This is a genomic window from Actinomadura sp. NPDC000929 (assembly GCF_040492065.1).
Lineage (GTDB): Bacteria > Actinomycetota > Actinomycetes > Streptosporangiales > Streptosporangiaceae > Spirillospora > Spirillospora verrucosospora.
The window spans coordinates 1-18866 of the sequence record NZ_JBEUPA010000101.1; the positions used below are offsets into that span (position 1 = coordinate 1).

An 18866-nucleotide genomic window follows, 5' to 3' on the forward strand; every position below is an offset into this window, starting at 1 on the left:
GTCTCGCGCCAGCCGCCGCCCCGCGCAGCCGCGCCCGGACGGGGCCGGGTGACGGCGGAGAGGCGGTCGGCGAGGGCGGCGGAGGAGTCGGGCGGGTCCGGCAGCGCGGGCGCGGTGATCTTGGCGAGGACCTCGTCGCGGGCGGAGCGCGCCTCGGCCTCGGCCTCGCGCACCAGGTCCAGGACGGCGGCGACGCCGCGGATCCGGGCGGCGAACCCCTCGCGCAGCCGCTCCGTCTCCTCCAGGCCGCGGCGCACCTCGGCGAGGCCGGAGCGGATCGCGTCCAGCCGCGCGGTGTCGGCGTGGCCGTCCCGCGCCAGCGCGAGCGGGTCGGCGCGCACGGTCGCGGCGACGGTCTCCAGCTCGTCGCGCAGCCGCTCGAAGGCGGGGTCCGCGCCGCCGGCCGACTCCAGCAGCTCCTCGGCCGCCCGCCGCTCGGCCTCGACCTCGGCCAGCCGCGACAGCAGCGTCGACCAGACCGTGTCGAGCGCGGCGACCGCCCGCGCGACCTCCTCGTAGAGCGGCGTCATCCGGTCGACCGCCGCGCGCGGCGTCAGCCTTTCGCCGGACGGGACGGCCAGCAGCGTCCGCCGCTCCAGCGGCACCTCCGCCGCGGGCAGCTCCACCGACGGCCCCTCCAGGAGGCGGGTGAGCTCGGCGAGCTGCGCCTGACCGGGCCTGCCGTGGCGGGCCCGCAGCTCCTCGGCGGCGGACAGGACGCGCCCGTGCAGGTCGAACAGCAGCCACAGGGACGCCGTCCGCGACCGCACGTCGGACTGCACGCGCAGCGTCGCGCCCCGCAGTGCCGCGCCTTCGAGCAACTGGTACCCCTGGTGGGCCTCCAGGTCCAGCAGGGCCGCGCCGATCCGCTCCCTCTCCTCCCGGAGGCGCGCGAGCGCCCGGTCCGCCTCGTCCCGGCTCATCGGAGGCCGGTCCAGGCGCGGCTCACTCAACGCTGATCCACGTCTGGCCCATGTTCGCCCCTGATTCCCCCGAATAGGCACGTTTCCGGGGCCAGTTTTCACCATGCGAGGCCGCCTTCTCAAGCGCGGGGCCGATCACCGCGCCCGACGGACCCCGGCCGCACCGCGAAGGCGGCGACTCCCCGCGCGGGCCTGCAAAATGTCAGTGTTCGAACGTATGATCGAACCATGGCGAACGTTGCGACGCACCCCCAGACCGCGCCCACCGCGCCCACCGCGCCGGCCGCGCTCACGGCGGCGGAGATCGCCGCCCTCGCGCTCTCGCTCGCGCACCTCGGCACCGGCCCGCAGGCCACCACCGCGCGCCGCGCCCTGCACATCCTCCTCGACGCCGCTCCGCACGACGACGTGGTCACCACCACGCTCGCCACCCTCACCACGCCCCTGGACGCCTCCACCTCCGACCGCGCCCGCGTGGTCGCCGCCGCCATCACCGAGCACCGCGTCGTCCGGCTCTGCTACGGCGACGCCGGCGCCAACGTCACGATCCGCGAGGTCGAGCCGGTCACCTGCCTGGTGCACCGCGACCACTGGTACCTCGTCGGCTGGTGCCGCATGCGCCGCGGCGTGCGCGCCTTCCGCTTCGACCGCATCCTCGCGGTCGAGTCCACCGGCCTGCTCGCCCGGCACCGGCGCGCCGACCGCTACCTCCCCTTCCAGCGGCGCCAGGCGGGCTGACCGCCCGCCGCGGGGGCCGCGCCCCAGCGGTCCCCGCGGACCGCTGGGGGCCGTTTCCGAACCGGGCCGCGCCGGCCGGTCAGACCGCCATCGTCCGCTGGACGGCGGCGGTGACCACGGTCCTCAGATCGCCGGCACGGGAGTAGGCGGCGCGCTGGAACCGGGCTCCGTTCCCGCGTTCCAGCACGCCGCCGAGGAGCTTGGCGACGGTGTCGAGATCGCCCGCGCGGTCGAGCGCGGGGGCCAGGTGCTCGACGAGCGCGGCCACCACCTCGCGGGCGGGGGCGGCCGTGTGGGTGCGCGGGTGCACGAGCTCGCCGCGCAGGCCGGAGCGCCCGGCCCGCCACATGGCCAGGCGCACCAGGTCCGTGCGCACCGGGTCGGGCGGCTCGCTCCGCCGCCACGCGTCCGCGGCGGTGTCGACCAGCGCCCGCACCAGCGCACCCTGCAGAACGGCGTCGTCGGCGTCCAGGCACACGTCCGCGACGCGGATCTCGACCGTCGGGTAGTGCCGCGACAACCGGGCGTCGAAATAGATCATGCCCTCGTCCACCAGGACCCCGGTCGCGAGCAGCGCGTCCACCGCCGTCCGGTACGCGCTCGCCGAGCCGAACAGCTCGGTCGGGCCGCTGGAGGGCCAGCGGCCCCAGACCTGGTGCCGCCAGCTGTCGGAGCCCGTGTCGGCGCCCTGCCAGAACGGGGAGTTCGCGCTGAGCGCGAGCAGCGGCGGCAGCCACGGCCGGATCCGGTCGAGGACGGCGGCGCCCTCCTCGGGGGACTCGATGCCGACGTGCACGTGGCAGCCGCAGGTGAGCTGCTCGTCGGCGGTGGGGCCGAAGGCGTCGGCCATCCGCAGGTAGCGGTGCGACGGGGTGAGCGAGGGGCGGACGCTGACCGGCGACGTCGCCAGCGCGGCGACGGCGGCGCCCACCCCGGCCGCGGACTGGCCCGCCGCGATCCGAGCCGACCGGACGTGGTCGGACAGCTCGTCGAGCGAGCCGCAGACCGGGGTGGCCGTCTCCAGCTGCTCGCGCTGGAGCTCGGTCTCCAGCGCCTTGGAGCGCCGCCCGCCGGTCAGGAACAGTTCGTCGTGGCGCCGGGCGTAGTGGATCACGGAGCCGGACAGGGCCTGGGGCGCGCCCGTCTCCGGGTCGACCAGGAGCAGCTCCTCCTCCACGCCGAACGTGCGCCCCGCCGCGCGAAGTGTCACCAGACATTCCTTCCCTGCCAGCACGGATGTACGTCCCGCGAGGGGAGCGTTCTGGCGGCGCGGGCCTGCCTAGAATGCGCCGGCGTCGACCGAGCGCTTGGTCAAAAGGAGGTGGTATGTCCTATCTCGTCGGCCAGTGGGGCACCGGACCCGTCGGCAGATCGTCGCTCAGGGCGCTGCTCGGGCACCCGGACCTCGAACTCGCCGGGATCGTCGCCGTCGACCCCCGGCACGCCGGCGTCGACGCAGCCGAGCTGGCCGGAAGCGGCCGCCCGGCCGGGATCCGGGCCACCGAGGACCCGGCGCCGCTCCTGGCCCGGCGGCCCCATGTCGTCTGCCACACGGCCTCCCGCGCCCGGGACGCGGCAGGGGAGCTGTGCCGCATCCTGGAATCGGGCACCGGCGTGGTCTCGGACATGCTGCCCTCACTCGTCCATCCGCCGTCCGCCGACCGCGCCCTCGTGCGCCGGCTCCGTTCCGCGTGCGCGACCGGCGGCGCCGCCTGCCTCACCCTCGGACCCAGCCCGGTGAACGACGTCCTCCCGCTGCTGCTGAGCGGCGGCTGCCTGCGCGTGCACTCCGTCAAGGTCACCCGCTTCACCTGCCGGGACGACCCCGAGGCCGGCGCCCGGCTCGGCTTCGGCGGCCCCCTCGGGCACCGTCCGCCGATCGTCCGGCCGGGCGGGCCGAGGCGGGCGTGGGGCCCGGTCGTGCGCCTCCTCGCCGAGCACCTGGCCGTTCCGCTGGACGAGGTGACCGAGACCTACGAACTGTGCCCGGCGCCCGAGGACGTCGGCCGCGTCGCCAAGGGGGCCCTCGCCGGCCTGCGGTTCCAGGTGTCGGGGCTGCTGCGCGGCCGTCCCGTGATCACCGTCGAGCAGGTCGCCCGGGTGCGCGCCGACATCGCCCCCCACTGGCCGGCCCCGCCGCCGGGCGCGACCGGCGGCCACCGCGTCGAGATCGACGGCGAGCCGCCCTGGCGGATGGACCTCGCGGGGCCCGCCGCCGACGATCCCGCCGCCTCGACCGCGCTGCGCATGGTCAGCGCCGTCCCCGCTGTGGCCGAGGCCCCGCCGGGCCTGCACACCCCGCTGACCCTGCCGCCGTTCACCGGTCGGCGCCGCCTGCGCTGAGCCATGCGGCGACCAGCGTCCCGGTCTCCTCCGGCCGGTCGACGTAGAGCATGTGGCCGGCGTCGACCTCGCTGATCACGAGGCCGGGGCCGAGCGCGGCGCGCAGGTCCACCACGAACTCGGGGCGGACGAAGTCGGCCGCCGTCGCGATGACCAGGTGCGTGGGCACGTCGGCGGGCGGCGCGAGGTGGGGGCGGGCCATCTCCGAGTACGCGGTCACCGCGGCCGCCGGCTCGAACCGCCACCGCAGCCGTCCGTCCGGGCCGTGCTCCAGGTGCTCGGCGACCTCCTCGTCCACGGCGTCCGGCGGAGCCGCCGGCCAGCGCGCCGCCCGGTCGGCCCGCGCCTCGGCGACGTCGCCGAAGGACGCCGGGGACAGCTGCCCGCGCGCCTCCCGGCCCGCGGCCGCCGGGACGAGCCCGATGGCCGGGTCCAGCAGGAGGAGCCGCCGCACCCGCCGCGGCGCGGTCCGCGCGAGGTGCAGCGCGATCATCCCGCCGTAGGAATGCCCGACGAGGTCGGCCCGCTCGACGCCCTCGGCGTCCATCATCGCGAGGACGTCGGCCACGTGCCGCTCGACCGTCCACGGCGGCTCGTGCGTCGAGCGCCCGTGGCCGCGCAGGTCGGGCGCGAGGACGGAGCGGTCCGGCAGGTACCGCTCGGCGGTCCGCCGCCAGCGCGCCCCGTGACCGCAGACCCCGTGGAGCATGACCACCGGTGCTCCGCCCGGGTCCCCGTACCGATGAACGTGCAGTACCGCGTCCGCCATGCGCTAAAGCGTATGCGCGGGGAGCCGGCCGCGAACGGCCTTCACCGGTCACCGGCCCGGTCAGGAACGTTCCCAGCGGACGGACGACAGGGCCAGGAGCGCCACATGGAAGGACACGCACGACTCCACGTCGTCGAGATCGGCGTCCAGGACCCGTTCGATGCGGCGGAGGCGCTCGTAGAAGGCGGGGCGGGAGAGGTGCGCCTGCTGGGCGGCGACGGCCTTGTTCCGGCCGGATTCGAGGTACAGCTCCAGGATGCGCGTGAGGTCGCTGCCGCGCTGGGCGTCGTACTCCAGGAGCGGGCCGAGCTCGCGCTCGACGAAGGTCTGGACGCGGGCGTCGTCGCGGAGGAGGTGCAGCAGCCCGCGCAGGCGCAGGTCGGGCAGGCGGTAGTAGAGGCGGGCCCCGGAGCCGCGCGCGGCGACGTCGGCGACCTGCTCGGCCTCCAGGAAGGAGCGGCGGACGTCGCGGATCGTCTCCACCACCGACCCGGCGGCCATCACGGTGTCGCCGGACTGCTTGCGGATCCGGGTGGCGACCTCGGTGAGCGCGGTCTCCACGTCGGCGCGGGCGGGCAGGGAGGCCAGGACGCCGACGCGGGCGTGCGGGCCGCCCTCGTCCAGGACGCCGACGAGCGCGGCGAGGCGCGCGTCCTTGCAGGCCGCCGCGGCCGTCTCGGCGAGCTGCGACAGCTCCCCGACGGGCGGGGCGGACCGGGACAGCGCGGGGCCGCGGTGGCGGAGCACGGCGCCGAGCAGCCGGCGGCCGGACAGCGGGACGCCGAGGGCGCGGGCGCGGGCCGCCGCCTCCTGCGGGTCGGAGTAGGCGTGCGCGAGGATGCGGGCGATGATCGTCCCGTGCGCCTGCCGCTCGACGCTCTCGGCGTGCCGGTCGAGGAGCCGGCCGAGGGCGAGGGTGGTGGCGGCCCGCTCGATCAGCACGGTCTCGCGCGGGGACGGCGGCGCGCCGAGGTCGACGATCAGCCGGCCCCAGTCCTCCCCCCGCGCGCCGACCATCGTGACCAGCCAGCCGGACGCCTCGTCGTAGCCGGTGCGGCGGCCGGGGCGGACGGCCCGCGAGCGGGTCTCCCACGCCGACAGCAGCTCGGCCGGGTCGGCGCCGCCGGCGTCCGCGGCGAGGACCTGGTGGGCGAGGTTCTCCAGCACCACCGGGTGCCCGCCGAGCGCCGCCACCTGCCGGACGACCTCGTCGGTGGAGGCGCCCTCGACCGACAGCTGGGTGAAGATCTCGTGCAGCTGCTCGGAGGCGCGCAGCTCGGCGAACTGCTCCTGGACGATCCGGGCGTGCACCGACTCGGTGATGTCGACGAACGCGGGCTCGTGCGCCAGCACGATCACCGGCAGGCCGAACTCCTCGGCCGCGGCGATCAGCGGGGGCGGCAGCACGCTGGCGTAGCGCCGGCCGAGCTCGATCATCAGGCCGCTGACACCGACGTCGGCGAGGTCGGCGATGTAGGCGCGGAGCCGCTCGGGCTCGTCGGGCAGCGCGATCCCGGTGGTGAGGACGAGCTCGCCGCCGTGCAGCAGATGCGCGATGTCGGTGACCTCGGCGACGTGCACCCAGCGGACCCGGTTGCCGGTGCGGTCGGCGCCCGCGACGACGTGCGGCTGGCCGCGGCGTACCGCGTCGAGCTGGAGGACGTCGTCGACAGTGGGCAGCATCACGGCGAGGATATCCGTACAGGGTGTCAGCGGCGATGATCCGGCCGTTACCGATGGTCGGCCGCCAGCAGACCGTTAAGCGGAGGCGCCCGGTCCTGACACTCTGCGGGTGGCCGCGGCCGCCCGCCGGAAACGAGACTTGGGGCATGTCGGAACACGCGAACCTGCTCAGGCGCCACCGGGCGGTCATGCCGTCCTGGATGGCGCTCAACTACCGGGACCCCATCGAGATCGTCGGCGGCAAGGGCAACCGCGTGACCGACGCCGAGGGGAACTCCTACCTCGACTTCTTCATCGGCATCCTGACGAACATGCTCGGGTACGACGTGCCCGAGGTCCGGGACGCGGTGGAGCGGCAGATCGCCACCGGCGTCGTGCACACCTCCACGGCGTACCTGCTGCGCGGGCAGGTGGAGCTGGCCGAGAAGATCGCCCGGCTGTCGGGCATCCCGGACGCCAAGGTGTTCTTCACCAACTCCGGGACGGAGGCCAACGAGACCGCGCTGCTGCTGGCCGCGTACGCGCGGCGCAGCGACCAGGTCCTCGCGATGCGGCAGAGCTACCACGGCCGGTCGTTCGCCGCGACGGGCGTCACCGGGAACCGCGGCTGGACGAACCTGTCGTACTCCCCTCTGGACGTCCACTTCCTGCACGGCGCCGACCGCCGGCTCCCGCAGTTCGCCGGGATGTCGGACGAGCAGTACATCGACGCCTGCACGCAGGACCTGCGGCACGTGCTGGCCACCGCCACCGGCGGCGACGTCGCCGCGCTCATCGCCGAGCCGATCCAGGGCGTCGGCGGCTTCACGATGCCGCCGGACGGCCTGTTCGCCGCCTACAAGCGCGTCCTCGACGAGTTCGGCATCCTGTTCATCTCCGACGAGGTGCAGACCGGCTGGGGGCGGACGGGCCAGGGCTTCTGGGGGATCGACGACCACGGCGTCACCCCGGACGTGATCACTTTCGCCAAGGGGCTCGGCAACGGCTTCGCGGTCGGCGGCGTCGTCGCGCGCGGCGACCTCATGGACGGCCTCCACGCGGTCGGCATCTCCACCTTCGGCGGCAACCCGGTGTCGATGGCCGCGGCCAACGCCACGCTCGACTACGTCCTCGACCACGACCTGCGGTCCAACGCCGCCCGGCAGGGCGCGACGATCATCGGGGGGCTGTCGGCGGCGGCCGGCCGGTTCCCGATCGTCGCGGACGTGCGGGGCAAGGGCCTGATGTTCGCGGTCGAGCTGGCCGACCCGCGGACGGGCGAGCCGAGCCCGCCGCTCGCCGCCGCGCTGATGGAGGCCGCCCGCGAGCGGGGGCTGCTGGTCGGCAAGGGCGGCCTGTACGGCAACGTGGTGCGCATGGCGCCGCCGCTGACCCTCACCGACGACGAGGCCGCGGAGGGCCTCGGCATCCTGATCGCATCGCTGGAAGCCGTCAACGGGATCGCCGTCGCCGGCGGGCCGGAGTCGGCCGCTCGCCGGGAGGACGCATGACCAGGCACGTGACGCACTGGATCGGCGGGAAGCCGTTCGGCGGGGAGAGCGCCCGGCGCGGCGAGATCTTCGAGCCCGCGTCCGGGCGCGTGGCCGGGACCGTCGACCTCGCCGGGGACACGGAGGTCGACGCCGCGGTCGCCGCCGCGAAGGCGGCGTTCCCCGGCTGGCGGGACGCCTCCCTCTCGCAGCGCACGAAGGTGCTGTTCCGCTTCCGCGAGCTGGTGGACGCGCACCGCGGGGAGCTCGCCCGGCTCATCTCGTCCGAGCACGGCAAGGTGGTCGCCGACGCGGCCGGCGAGGTCGCCCGGGGGCTGGAGGTCGCCGAGTTCGCCTGCGGCATCCCGCACCTGCTCAAGGGCGGGTTCTCCGAGAACGTCTCCTCGCGGGTGGACGCCTACTCGATCCTCCAGCCGGTCGGCGTGGCCGCCGGGATCACCCCGTTCAACTTCCCGGCGATGGTGCCGATGTGGATGTTCCCCGTCGCGATCGCGTGCGGGAACACGTTCGTGCTCAAGCCGTCCGAGAAGGACCCGTCGGCGTCGGTCCGGCTCGCCGAGCTGTGGGCCGAGGCGGGGCTGCCGGACGGCGTCTTCAACGTCCTGCACGGGGACAGGGCGGCGGTGGACGGCCTGCTGCGCCATCCCGACGTCAGGGCGGTCAGCTTCGTCGGCTCCACCCCGGTCGCGCGCCACATCTACGGGACGGCGGCCGCGAACGGCAAGCGGGTGCAGGCGCTCGGCGGGGCCAAGAACCACATGCTCGTGCTGCCGGACGCCGACCTCGACCTCGCGGCGGACGCCGCGGTGTCCGCCGGATTCGGGTCGGCGGGGGAGCGGTGCATGGCGATCTCCGTCGTCGTCGCCGTGGACCCGGTCGGGGACGAGCTGACGGCCAAGATCAAGGAGCGGGTCGCCGGGCTGCGGGTGGGGCCGGGCGACCACCCCGAGGCGCAGATGGGGCCGCTCGTCACGAGGGCGCACCGGGACAGGGTGGCGTCCTATCTGGACGGCGCCGTCGCGCAGGGCGCCACGCTCGCCGTTGACGGGCGCGACCCGGACGTCCTGGGCGGCGCCGGCGACGGCTTCTGGCTCGGGCCGGCCGTCCTCGACCACGTCACCCCGGACATGGACGCCTACCAGGACGAGATCTTCGGCCCGGTGCTGTCGGTCGTGCGGGCCGGGTCCTACGACGCGGCCATGGAACTGATCGCCGCCAACCCGTACGGCAACGGGACCGCGATCTTCACCAACGACGGCGGGGCCGCGCGCCGCTTCCAGAACGAGGTGGAGGTCGGCATGGTCGGGGTGAACGTGCCGATCCCGGTGCCGATGGCCTACTACTCGTTCGGCGGCTGGAAGGACTCGCTGTTCGGCGACAGCCACGCCCACGGCATGGAGGGCGTCCACTTCTACACCCGGACGAAGGCCGTGACGGCGCGCTGGCTCGACCCGTCCCACGGCGGGGTGAACCTCGGCTTCCCCACCAGCGGCTGAGGGCTCCGCGGGAATTACCTACCGAGCACGTTTTTCCGTTGTCAATTTCCGTCCTGCGCGGCCGGGTGAATAATGGCTCCACCCCATTGACTGGGTCTGTGTCCGGCGACACAATCTGACTGTCTCCCTTAATTGAAGCGAATTCAAAAGTCAGGGTCGGCAGTAAGAAACCCGTGGTCGTCGGCCGCGGGCCGGTGGAGCCGGATGTGCAGGAGAGCCGCGCTATGACCGCAGGCGACCACGCCGCCGAAGTGGACGCGCTCGGAAGGCGATTCCCGGGCTGGACCATTTGGTTCGGCCTGTTCACCGGTCATTGGTGGGCGCTGCCGCCCAGGGACCGCGACGTGGGGGACTTCCTCGAGGCCGACACTCCGCAGCGGCTCATCGCGCGGATCGAGGTGGTCGCCGGCGCCGTGCCGGCGCGGCGCCCGGCCGGCGGGCCGGCGCCCCCGGGCGGCCTGGTCCGGCCGTCCCTCGACCCCCGGCAGGACGTGCGGCGTCCCTCGAACCTCCTCCGTCTCGAGGGCGTCACACCGCCGCCGTCCGGCCGGGTACCGGTGATCGCGTGGCCGGGCGGCACCGCAGGGTGATCCGCCGTTCCCCACCCCCACCACGCCCACCGGTGCCGCCGCGGCCCCGGACAGGACGCGGGCCCGCGCCATATCCTCTCCAGCAACCTCCGTGTATGGCGCGGACGCCAGCACCCACCGTCCCTCCGGGGCCCGGCGGCCTCCCCTTCCAGCGGTCCGGCCCGAATCCGCATCCGAGGGTGCGGTAATGGTCATGCCGTTGTCACCCGCGGGAAAGCCCGCCGGGAAACAGGCGAGTCGCGATCTTCGGTAATTCCGGCCGAAGTCCTCACGGGACGGATGAGAAGTTCCGCGAGACCGGCGATCGCATCGTCGGCGTCCGCCGCGACCCGCGCAATGGCGGCGGGAGTCCTCCGGCACCGCCGTTCGCGAGCGGGGTCCGTGCGTCCGCCCGCCGCGGAGACGCTACGCTGCGCCGACGGGCCCGTTCGCGAGGGGGAGGGCCCTGGCACGGATCGGGAGCGACATGCGGCGCAGGGCCACGGCACGGGTCAAGGCGGCGACGGCCCTGGCGGCGGCCGCGGCACTCGGCGCCGCGGGGCTCGGCGCGTGCAGCGGCGGGGACGACAAGCCGGTGGGCGTCGCCAAGGTGGTGAGCACCCTCGGCCCCGGCGAGGGGGCGCTGAACCTCCTCACGCTGCCCGGCTCGGTGGAGAGCGGCGGAACCGACCCGCGCGTGGACTGGGTCACGCCCTTCCAGGAGCGCACCGGCTGCAAGATCGGCCTGAAGGTCGTCAAGACGCCCGAGGAGATGGCCGACCTCATGCGCGACCGGGGCCGCCGCTACGACGGCGTCGCCGCGCCGCCGGAGGTCGCCGGGCGGCTGGTCGAGGAGAACCAGGCCGTCCCGATCAACCCCGACCTCGTGGACGGGTACAAGAAGCTCGAACCGAGGCTGCGCAAGCTCCTGGAACGCGACGGCAAGCACTACGGCCTGCCGTACGTGTGGGGCTCCAACCTGCTGATGTACGACACTCGCGCCGTCCAGGCGCCGACGAGCTGGGCCGCGCTGTTCGACCCCGGCCAGGCCCGCCGCCACTCCGGGAAGATCGTCATGCGGGACAGCCCGCTCGCGATCGCCGAGGCCGCGCTCTACCTCAAGGGCCGGCAGCGCAAGCTCAAGATCCGCGACCCCTACTCGCTGACGCCGGCGCAGCTCTCCGCGGCCGGGCGGGTCCTGGCCCAGCAGCGCAGGTACGTGGGGGAGTACTGGGACCTTCCGGCCGACGCGGTCAGCGCGTTCGCCGGCGGCCGGGCCGTGCTCGGCCAGGCCTGGCCCTACCACGCTGACGTGCTGAACCGCGCGTCGCGGCCCGTCCAGAGCGTCATCCCGTCCGAGGGCGCGACCGGATGGATGGACGCGTGGATGATCGGCGCCCGCGTCCAGCACCCGAACTGCATGTACCAGTGGCTCCAGTGGACGGCCTCGCCGGACGTCCAGCAGCAGGTCGCCGAGTGGACGGGGGTCGCGCCCGCCAACCCGCAGGCGTGCTCGGGCGACCGCCTCAAGTCCGGCTTCTGCGCCGCCTACCACGTGGGCGACCGCGGCTACCTCAACAAGATCGTGTTCGCGCACGCGCCGTCGAAGGCGTGCGGCGGCGACTCGGGCGAGAAGGACTGCACCGACTACGCCGAGTGGACGCGGACCTGGATCCAGGCCACCAAGGCCTGAGGTCCGCGCGAGAGTCTCTCCGACGCGCCCGACCGCCCCCAGCCGGGCGCGTCTCACGGGTGGTCCTGGGCTTCCCCCCGAAACGCCCAGGTCACCCTCTCCCTGGAGAGACCTCCATGACGGCGGCGCCTGCCGCCGTCCGCGCCGGCGGCGGCTCCCCCACCGTCCGTCCGGCGCCCGTGAGCGGCTCCCGGGGGCCCCGCCGTGCGCGGGGTACCGGCGGGGCGGGTGCGCAGTCGTCGCACGCGAACACCCCGGACGAGTCCGGCAGGCGGCCGACGCGGACGCGCGGCCGGGGCCACCTCTTGCGGCAGACGACGCACGCGTCGCCCAGGCGCTGGGCCGTGCTCAACCCCTGCGGGTCGACGACCGGCTCGCCCCTCTGGCCCATGTCTCCATCCCCCCGGTGGGAGTCGCCTTCACGTCCTCCTTTATAGGCGGGGAAGTGTGTTGTCGCTGCTAGGGAAGGTGAAAAGGGCGGCAAAGCCTCCCGTGTCGCCCTGCGCCCCAAGGGCTCGCGGGTTATGTCCGGCGCCCGGCACGGCGGGCCGTCGAGGCAATGACCGCTTTTCGGCAGGTTATGCGGTCACCGACCAGGCCCTTTGCTCTCTTTTGGCAGGTCCGTACGTACAAAGGAGACATGTCGGCCAGGAACGTCGAGGATCGGCGAGTCCGGCCGCACATGCCCCGCCTCCCGCGGACGCGTGTGACTTCGGCGACGGACACCGCATTCGGCTGTCTGATGGTGGCCGCGGTGGGCGCGGCGGCCGCCGTCCTCTACGCGCTCGCCGGCGTGGGCCGCCCCGGGGTGCTCGCGGCCGTCATGGCCGCGCTCGCGGCGGTGGCCGTCGCGGCGGCCAGGTGGGGGGCGGCGCACTCCTCGCGCGGGTCGCTCCGGCCGGTGGAACGGCTCCGGCGGGAGCTGGAGAGGCTGACCGAGGACGACGCGGGCGGCCGCGTCGCCGTCCCGGCCACGGGCGATGAGGCGGAGCGGCTGGCCGAGCGCGTGAACGAGCTGCTCGACCGGCTGGAGACCGCGATCCTGCAGCGGCGCGCGTTCGTCGCCGACGCCTCGCACGAGCTGCGCACGCCCATCACCGGGCTGCGCACCCGCATCGAGCTGGCCCTCGCCGCCCCCGAGGAGGGCGACGCCGTCGACACCCTGCGCCGCTCGCTGGCCGACATCGACCGGCTGCACCGGATCGTCGAGGACCTCCTCGTCCTCGCCCGCCTCGACTCCGGCGACATCCCCGCCCGGGAGCCCATCGACCTCGGGGCGCTGGTGGAGGCGGAGGCCGCGCTGCGCAGCCCGCCGGTCGCGATGGTGGTGAAGGTCGAGCCGGGCCTCGTCGTCGGCGGCGACCGGCAGCGCCTCGGCCGCGCGGTGCGCAACCTGCTCGCCAACGCCGAGCGCTACGCCGCCGCGCAGATCGAGGTCGAGGCCCGCGCGGACGGCGACGGGGCCGTCGTCGAGGTGCACGACGACGGCCCGGGAATCCCGTTCGCCGACCGGGACCGCGTCTTCGAGCGGTTCGCCCGGCTGGACCCGGCCCGCAGCCGCGACAAGGGCGGCAGCGGGCTCGGCCTGCCGATCGCGCGGGAGATCGCCCTCTCCCACGGCGGGACCCTGGAGGTCGCCGACGGGGCCTACGGCGCCCGCCTCGTGCTCCGGCTCCCGCTGTCCCGGTGACTCAGCGGAACGCGTGGACGTTCTCCCCGGCCCACTGCGCGAAGGAGCGGGACGGGCGGCCGAGCACCTTCTCCACGTCGGGGCTGACGCGGCGCTCGGCCTCGGTCGGCTCGCCGAGGATGTCGAGGGTGCCGTCGACGACCGGCGCGGGCATGAACTCCAGCATCTGCGCCCGCGCCTCCTCCCGGGTCTGCTCGGCGAACGCCACCGGCTCGCCGAGCACGTCGCCGATCGTCCGCGCCCTTTCCCGCGGCGTGAGCGGAGCGGGCCCGGTGAGCTCGTAGACGCGGCCCTCGTGCCCGCTCTCCCGCAGGGCCGCGGCCGCGACCTCGGCGATGTCGGACGGGTGGACGAACGGCAGCGCGACGTCGGCGAACGGCGCGGCGGCCGCCCGGTGGGCGCGGACCGGCTCCGCCCACGCGAACGCGTTGCTGGCGAAGCCGCCGGGCCGCAGGATGGTCCAGTCCAGCCCCGACTCCCGGACGGCGTCCTCGAACGCCTTGAGGTGGCTGTGGCTGTGCGCCGTCGGGCGCGTGCCCGCGCCCTGCGAGGACATCAGCACGACCCGCTCCACGCCGGCGGACTTCACCACGTCCAGGACGGCGCGCGGGTCCAGGTCCTCGGGCGTGCCGAGCAGGTGACCGGCGACGAGCAGGAAGAGCGCGTCCGCCCCGTCCAGGACGGGCCGGAGGGTCTCCGGCTCGGCGAGGTCGGCCGCGCGGTGGACGACGCCTGCGGGCAGGTCGCCGGGGTCGGTGCGCGACACCGCAGTCACCCGCTCGCCCGCCTCGGCCAGCGCCCGCACCAGCGGCCGCCCGACGTTCCCCGTGGCGCCCATGACAACGATCATTGCTTTCTCCCTCTGAGCTGCGTTGACACCGCCGGGGCGGTGCCGTCGCGGTGCGACACGGGGAAAGCTAACATCCTGGATATAGTAGGTACCTAGAAGAAAGTGACTACCCCGGGAGGCCGTGATGGTGGACGCCAGGACCGAGGAGGCGCTCGACCCCGAGCTGGCCTGCCCGATCGCCCCGGTGGTCGACCTCGTGTTCAGCCGCTGGACCACCCCGATCCTGTGGACGCTGCACGAGTACGGGCGGCAGCGGTTCGTGGAGCTCCAGCGCCGCGTCGCCACGATCACGCCGAAGGTGCTGACCCAGCGCCTGCGGCAGATGGAGCGCGACGGGCTCGTCGTCCGCACCTACCACCCCGAGGTGCCGCCGCGCGTCGAGTACGAGATCAGCGAGCTGGGCCGCAGCCTCGCGCCGCTGTTCGCGGCGCTCGCGGAGTGGTCCGCCGAGAACCTGGAGAAGGTCGAGCGGGCGCGGAGCGCCTACGACGGCGGCGAGGGCTGAGACGGGGCCGGCGCGGCGGCGGGGCGGCGGCGGGGCGAACGGCGTCCGCGCGATCCCGGGGCGGCCGATGCCCGACAATGGACGCGTGATGTCTCCTTCAAGCCCCGACACGGCCGCCCGCGAGCTGGTCGTCCTCGGCTCCACCGGCTCCATCGGCACCCAGGCCCTGGACGTGATCCGACGCAACCCCGGCCGGTTCCGGGTGACGGGGCTGGCGGCCGGCGGCGGGCGGGTGGACCTGCTGGCCGAGCAGGCGCTGGAGTTCCGGCCCGAGGTCGTCGCGGTGGCCCGGGCCTCCGCCGCGCAGGAGCTCCAGCTCGCCTTCTACGCCGAGGCCAAGCGGCGCGGCTACGCCTCCGGCGACTACCCCATCCCCAAGATCGTGGCGGGTCCCGACGCGGTCGCCGAGGTCGCCGCCTGGCCGTGCGACGTGGTGCTCAACGGGGTGACCGGCGCCCTCGGCCTCGCCTCGACGCTGGCCGCGCTGGACGCGGGGCGCACCCTCGCCCTCGCCAACAAGGAGTCGCTCATCGTCGGCGGCCCCCTCGTCAAGGAGCGGGCGCGGCCGGGGCAGATCGTCCCCGTCGACTCCGAGCACTCGGCGCTCGCCCAGTGCCTGCGCGGCGGGCGGGCCGAGGAGGTGCGGCGGCTGGTGCTCACCGCGAGCGGCGGCCCCTTCCGGGGGCGGGCCCGCGACGAGCTGACCGGCGTCACCCCGGAGCAGGCGATGAACCACCCCACCTGGGACATGGGCCCGGTCATCACGATCAACTCCGCGACCCTCGTCAACAAGGGCCTGGAGGTCATCGAGGCGCACCTGCTCTTCGACGTCCCGATGGACCGCATCGAGGTGATGGTGCACCCGCAGTCGGTCATCCACTCGATGGTCGAGTTCACCGACGGCTCCACGCTGGCGCAGGCGAGCCCGCCCGACATGCGGCTGCCGATCGCGCTCGGCATCGACTGGCCCGACCGGGTGCCGGACGCCGCGCCCGGCGTCGACTGGACCAGGGCGCACACCTGGGAGCTGTTCCCCCTGGACGACGAGGCCTTCCCCGCCGTCGCGCTGGCGCGCCGCGCCGGCGAGCTGGGCGGGACGGTCCCCGCCGTCTACAACGCCGCCAACGAGGAATGCGTGGAGGCCTTCCGCGCGGAACGGCTCCCGTTCCTCGGGATAGTCGACACCGTCGCGCGGGTAGTGGAGGAGCACGGTTCGGGCACCACCGGAGGCCTGACGCTCGACGACGTCCTCGCGGCGGACACCTGGGCGCGGACCAGGGCCAGGGAACTGACCGCGACCGTCTGACCCGGGGGCCCGCCTCGGGAGGAACCTCGGAGGGGACCCGATGGCCTTCTTCCTCGGCGCGGTGGCGTTCGTGGTGGCGCTGCTGGTCTCGGTGATGCTCCACGAGGGCGGGCACCTGCTCACCGCCAAGCGGTTCGGGATGAAGGCCACGCAGTACTTCGTGGGGTTCGGCCCGACCCTGTGGTCCACCCGCCGGGGCGAGACGGAGTACGGCGTGAAGGCGGTCCCGCTGGGCGGCTTCGTCAAGATCGTCGGCTACACGCCGCTGGAGGAGATCCCCGCCGCGGACCGCCCGCGCGCGTTCTACCGGCAGCCCGCGGGGAGGCGCGCGGTCGTCATCGCGGCCGGCGTGGTCGCCAACCTCGTGTTCGCGTTCCTGCTGCTCATGGCGATGGCCATGACGATCGGCGTGCGGGAGCCCGGCACGGTGACCAGCACGGTCGAGGCGGTCACGACGTGCGTGCCCGCCTCGCTGTCCAGCGGCTGCGGCGCGAACCGGCCGACGTCCCCCGCCGTGCGGGCCGGGCTGCGCGCGGGCGACCGCGTCGTCTCGTTCGACGGCACTGCGATCTCCGACTGGACCGGGCTCACCCGGGCGATCGACGCCGCCGAGCCGGGCCGGACCGTGACGGCCGTGGTCGTGCGGCCGGGCGCGCCGAGGCCGGTGACGCTCCGGATCACGCTCGCGGACGTGGACGGGCGGCCGTTCGTCGGGATGTCGGCGAAGGTCGTGGGCGCCGGGTACGAGCGGACCGGGCCGCTCAACGCGGCCGTGTTCGCCGGGGAGGGCATCGGCCGCACCGTGGCCGGGATCGGGCGGGCCGCGGCGGACCTGCCCTCCGCCGTCCCGAAGCTGTTCTCGCCCGAGCGGGGGAGCACGCCCGGCGGCCAGGTCGGCAGCGTGGTCGGCGCGACCGAGGTGTCCGGGCAGATCTTCTCCGCCCAGAGCTCCGCCCGCGACAAGGTCGCCCTCTACCTGTCGCTCGTCGTCTCGGTGAACATCTTCCTCGGCGTGCTCAACGTGCTGCCCCTGCTCCCGCTGGACGGCGGTCACCTGGCGGTGGTCGCCTACGAGCGGGCGCGGGCCGGCGTCAACCGGATCAGGGGGCGGCCGGATCCGGGCACCGTGGACATGACGCGGCTCATGCCCTTGACATACCTGGCCGTGCTGGTGCTGGTGGGATTCGGCGTGCTGCTGATTCTCGCCGACGTGCTGAACCCCCTTCGACTGCCGTAATGACGTGAAACGTTTACCGAGTGTGCTCAAATGGTCACACTGGCTGAAGCCGGGTGCCGTCAACTCAGCCGCGCGGGGCACCTAGGCTTTGTACGGGGCCGAAAATTGAGGAGAGGGATGAGCGTTTCACTGGGTATACCGAGCGTCCGCGGCGAGGGCGACGGGCAGGGGGCGCCGGGACCGATCGCGCCCCGCCGCAGATCCCGGCAGATCATGGTCGGCGACGTCCCGGTGGGCGGCGACGCCCCCGTGTCGGTGCAGTCGATGACCACGACCCTTACCGCCGACGTGAACGCCACGCTCCAGCAGATCGCGGAGCTGACCGCGTCCGGATGCCAGATCGTCCGCGTCGCCGTGCCGTCGCAGGACGACGCCGAGGCGCTGCCGGCGATCGCGCGCAAGTCGCCGATCCCCGTCATCGCCGACATCCACTTCCAGCCCAAGTACGTGTTCGCGGCGATCGACGCCGGCTGCGCGGCCGTCCGCGTCAACCCGGGCAACATCAAGAAGTTCGACGACCGGGTCGGCGAGATCGCGCGCGCCGCCAAGGACGCGGGCGTGCCGATCCGTATCGGCGTGAACGCCGGCTCCCTGGACAAGCGCCTGCTGGAGAAGCACGGCAGGGCCACTCCGGAGGCGCTGGTCGAGTCGGCGTTGTGGGAGTGCTCGCTGTTCGAGGAGCACGACTTCCGCGACATCAAGATCTCGGTCAAGCACAACGACCCCGTCGTGATGATCGAGGCGTACCGGAAGCTGGCGGCGGCCTGCGACTACCCGCTGCACCTCGGCGTCACCGAGGCGGGCCCAGCGTTCCAGGGCACGATCAAGTCGGCCGTCGCGTTCGGCGCGCTGCTGGCGGAGGGCATCGGCGACACGATCCGGGTGTCGCTGTCCGCGCCGCCGGTGGAGGAGGTGAAGGTCGGCACGGCGATCCTGGAGTCGCTCGGGCTGCGCAAGCGCGGCCTGGAGATCGTCTCCTGCCCGTCCTGCGGTCGCGCGCAGGTGGACGTGTACTCGCTGGCCGAGCAGGTCACCGCCGGGCTGAAGGACTTCCCGGTCCCGCTGCGCGTCGCCGTGATGGGCTGCGTGGTGAACGGGCCCGGCGAGGCCCGCGAGGCCGACCTCGGCGTCGCGTCGGGCAACGGCAAGGGCCAGATCTTCGTCAAGGGGCAGGTCGTCAAGACCGTCCCCGAGGCGCAGATCGTCGAGACCCTGATCGAGGAGGCGATGCGCATCGCCGACGAGATGGGCATCGAGATCGCCGAGGACGGCACGGTCTCCGGACCGGGCGCCGAGGTGGTGGTCGGCTGACTCGCTCGTCCGGGCCGGCGCCCGCTTTCCGGGCGGCGCCGTAACGGGACTTCAGGGCCCCGGGTCTTGTGATCCGGGGCCTTTTCGTATGCCCGGAACCCGCCCCGGAGCTGGGCATCCGCGACCGGAACGTTCGGAGTTATCACAGAGTTCCGCTGATCTTGTCACGATTCCGCATCCACTCTGATGGGCCCCTGTTGGGCGGTACGCCCGAACCGCCACAATCTTCACTCATTTACCCGTATGTCTGACTCAACCGGAGT

Annotated in this window: 16 protein-coding genes; 11 read left to right on the top strand and 5 right to left on the bottom strand. The window is 74.2% G+C overall.

Annotated elements, in window-relative coordinates; translation table 11 throughout:
- Nucleotides 1-953, bottom strand: a 953-nt coding sequence (locus ABWI04_RS28630) for a hypothetical protein (protein WP_353834391.1), incomplete at its 3' end; no start/stop codon positions are given.
- Between the two features lie 198 nt (nt 954-1151).
- Between ABWI04_RS28630 and ABWI04_RS28635 the strand changes: the two genes are divergently transcribed.
- Nucleotides 1152-1661 carry a helix-turn-helix transcriptional regulator gene (locus tag ABWI04_RS28635; protein WP_353834392.1) on the top strand — a complete coding sequence of 170 codons (510 nt, stop codon included), beginning with the start codon at nt 1152-1154 and terminating at the stop codon, nt 1659-1661.
- A gap of 79 nt (nt 1662-1740) precedes the next feature.
- Here ABWI04_RS28635 and ABWI04_RS28640 read toward each other — a convergent pair whose 3' ends face one another.
- Nucleotides 1741-2871: a glutamate--cysteine ligase gene (locus tag ABWI04_RS28640; protein ID WP_345175079.1), complete on the bottom strand. Its 1131-nt coding sequence runs from the start codon at nt 2869-2871 to the stop codon at nt 1741-1743.
- A gap of 116 nt (nt 2872-2987) precedes the next feature.
- Between ABWI04_RS28640 and ABWI04_RS28645 the strand changes: the two genes are divergently transcribed.
- Nucleotides 2988-4004, top strand: a complete 1017-nt coding sequence (locus ABWI04_RS28645; protein ID WP_353834393.1) for an NAD(P)H-dependent amine dehydrogenase family protein — start codon at nt 2988-2990, stop codon at nt 4002-4004.
- On the opposite strand, the gene ABWI04_RS28650 is transcribed toward ABWI04_RS28645, so the two are convergent.
- Together ABWI04_RS28650 and ABWI04_RS28655 are read right to left on the bottom strand one after the other, a co-directional pair.
- On the bottom strand, nt 3979-4773 hold the full coding sequence (locus tag ABWI04_RS28650; protein WP_353834395.1) for an alpha/beta fold hydrolase: 795 nt from the start codon (nt 4771-4773) through the stop codon (nt 3979-3981). The two genes, ABWI04_RS28645 and ABWI04_RS28650, sit on opposite strands and share 26 nt — an antisense overlap.
- Nucleotides 4774-4833: 60 nt before the next feature.
- A complete protein-coding gene (locus ABWI04_RS28655; protein WP_345175085.1) occupies nt 4834-6456 on the bottom strand; it encodes a PucR family transcriptional regulator in 1623 nt (540 codons plus the stop codon).
- A 146-nt stretch (nt 6457-6602) separates the two neighbouring features.
- On the opposite strand from ABWI04_RS28655, the gene ABWI04_RS28660 reads away from it, so the two are divergent.
- From ABWI04_RS28660 to ABWI04_RS28685, 5 genes are all read left to right on the top strand, one after another.
- Entirely contained in the window at nt 6603-7946 is a 1344-nt protein-coding gene (locus ABWI04_RS28660) for an aspartate aminotransferase family protein (protein ID WP_353834396.1), read from the top strand.
- Nucleotides 7943-9442, top strand: coding sequence for a CoA-acylating methylmalonate-semialdehyde dehydrogenase (locus ABWI04_RS28665; protein ID WP_353834397.1), 1500 nt, complete (start codon nt 7943-7945; stop codon nt 9440-9442). The genes ABWI04_RS28660 and ABWI04_RS28665 overlap by 4 nt, the downstream gene beginning before the upstream one ends.
- A 224-nt stretch (nt 9443-9666) precedes the next feature.
- Nucleotides 9667-10032, top strand: a complete 366-nt coding sequence (locus ABWI04_RS28670; RefSeq protein WP_345175090.1) for a hypothetical protein — start codon at nt 9667-9669, stop codon at nt 10030-10032.
- Between the two features lie 466 nt (nt 10033-10498).
- Complete coding sequence (locus ABWI04_RS28675) at nt 10499-11704, top strand: ABC transporter substrate-binding protein (protein WP_353834398.1); 1206 nt, start codon at nt 10499-10501, stop codon at nt 11702-11704.
- Nucleotides 11705-12446: 742 nt separating this feature from the next.
- Nucleotides 12447-13394, top strand: a complete 948-nt coding sequence (locus ABWI04_RS28685) for a sensor histidine kinase (RefSeq protein WP_353834400.1) — start codon at nt 12447-12449, stop codon at nt 13392-13394.
- 1 nt (nt 13395) lies between these two features.
- On the opposite strand, the gene ABWI04_RS28690 is transcribed toward ABWI04_RS28685, so the two are convergent.
- A complete protein-coding gene (locus tag ABWI04_RS28690; protein ID WP_353834401.1) occupies nt 13396-14244 on the bottom strand; it encodes an NAD(P)H-binding protein in 849 nt (282 codons plus the stop codon).
- Between the two features lie 124 nt (nt 14245-14368).
- Here ABWI04_RS28690 and ABWI04_RS28695 point away from each other — a divergent pair, with 124 nt between their 5' ends.
- The 4 genes from ABWI04_RS28695 to ispG all read left to right on the top strand — a co-directional run bounded on the left by ABWI04_RS28695 (nt 14369) and on the right by ispG (nt 18603).
- Nucleotides 14369-14749, top strand: a complete 381-nt coding sequence (locus ABWI04_RS28695; protein ID WP_353834402.1) for a winged helix-turn-helix transcriptional regulator — start codon at nt 14369-14371, stop codon at nt 14747-14749.
- A gap of 88 nt (nt 14750-14837) precedes the next feature.
- On the top strand, nt 14838-16055 hold the full coding sequence (gene dxr, locus ABWI04_RS28700) for a 1-deoxy-D-xylulose-5-phosphate reductoisomerase (RefSeq protein ID WP_353834411.1): 1218 nt from the start codon (nt 14838-14840) through the stop codon (nt 16053-16055).
- Nucleotides 16056-16095: 40 nt separating this feature from the next.
- Complete coding sequence (locus ABWI04_RS28705) at nt 16096-17292, top strand: M50 family metallopeptidase (RefSeq protein ID WP_353834403.1); 1197 nt, start codon at nt 16096-16098, stop codon at nt 17290-17292.
- A 117-nt stretch (nt 17293-17409) separates the two neighbouring features.
- On the top strand, nt 17410-18603 hold the full coding sequence (gene ispG, locus ABWI04_RS28710) for a flavodoxin-dependent (E)-4-hydroxy-3-methylbut-2-enyl-diphosphate synthase (protein ID WP_353834404.1): 1194 nt from the start codon (nt 17410-17412) through the stop codon (nt 18601-18603).
- Nucleotides 18604-18866: the final 263 nt, after the last annotated feature.

What these genes read in the sequence shown, in the direction of transcription:
- ABWI04_RS28635 (WP_353834392.1), top strand. Translation starts at nt 1,152, where the DNA reads ATGGCGAACGTTGCGACGCACCCCCAGACCGCGCCCACCGCGCCCACC.
- ABWI04_RS28645 (WP_353834393.1), top strand. Translation starts at nt 2,988, where the DNA reads ATGTCCTATCTCGTCGGCCAGTGGGGCACCGGACCCGTCGGCAGATCG.
- ABWI04_RS28650 (WP_353834395.1), bottom strand. Translation starts at nt 4,773, where the DNA reads ATGGCGGACGCGGTACTGCACGTTCATCGGTACGGGGACCCGGGCGGA.
- ABWI04_RS28655 (WP_345175085.1), bottom strand. Translation starts at nt 6,456, where the DNA reads ATGCTGCCCACTGTCGACGACGTCCTCCAGCTCGACGCGGTACGCCGC.
- ABWI04_RS28660 (WP_353834396.1), top strand. Translation starts at nt 6,603, where the DNA reads ATGTCGGAACACGCGAACCTGCTCAGGCGCCACCGGGCGGTCATGCCG.
- ABWI04_RS28665 (WP_353834397.1), top strand. Translation starts at nt 7,943, where the DNA reads ATGACCAGGCACGTGACGCACTGGATCGGCGGGAAGCCGTTCGGCGGG.
- ABWI04_RS28670 (WP_345175090.1), top strand. Translation starts at nt 9,667, where the DNA reads ATGACCGCAGGCGACCACGCCGCCGAAGTGGACGCGCTCGGAAGGCGA.
- ABWI04_RS28675 (WP_353834398.1), top strand. Translation starts at nt 10,499, where the DNA reads ATGCGGCGCAGGGCCACGGCACGGGTCAAGGCGGCGACGGCCCTGGCG.
- ABWI04_RS28685 (WP_353834400.1), top strand. Translation starts at nt 12,447, where the DNA reads ATGGTGGCCGCGGTGGGCGCGGCGGCCGCCGTCCTCTACGCGCTCGCC.
- ABWI04_RS28690 (WP_353834401.1), bottom strand. Translation starts at nt 14,244, where the DNA reads ATGATCGTTGTCATGGGCGCCACGGGGAACGTCGGGCGGCCGCTGGTG.
- ABWI04_RS28695 (WP_353834402.1), top strand. Translation starts at nt 14,369, where the DNA reads ATGGTGGACGCCAGGACCGAGGAGGCGCTCGACCCCGAGCTGGCCTGC.
- dxr (WP_353834411.1), top strand. Translation starts at nt 14,838, where the DNA reads ATGTCTCCTTCAAGCCCCGACACGGCCGCCCGCGAGCTGGTCGTCCTC.
- ABWI04_RS28705 (WP_353834403.1), top strand. Translation starts at nt 16,096, where the DNA reads ATGGCCTTCTTCCTCGGCGCGGTGGCGTTCGTGGTGGCGCTGCTGGTC.
- ispG (WP_353834404.1), top strand. Translation starts at nt 17,410, where the DNA reads ATGAGCGTTTCACTGGGTATACCGAGCGTCCGCGGCGAGGGCGACGGG.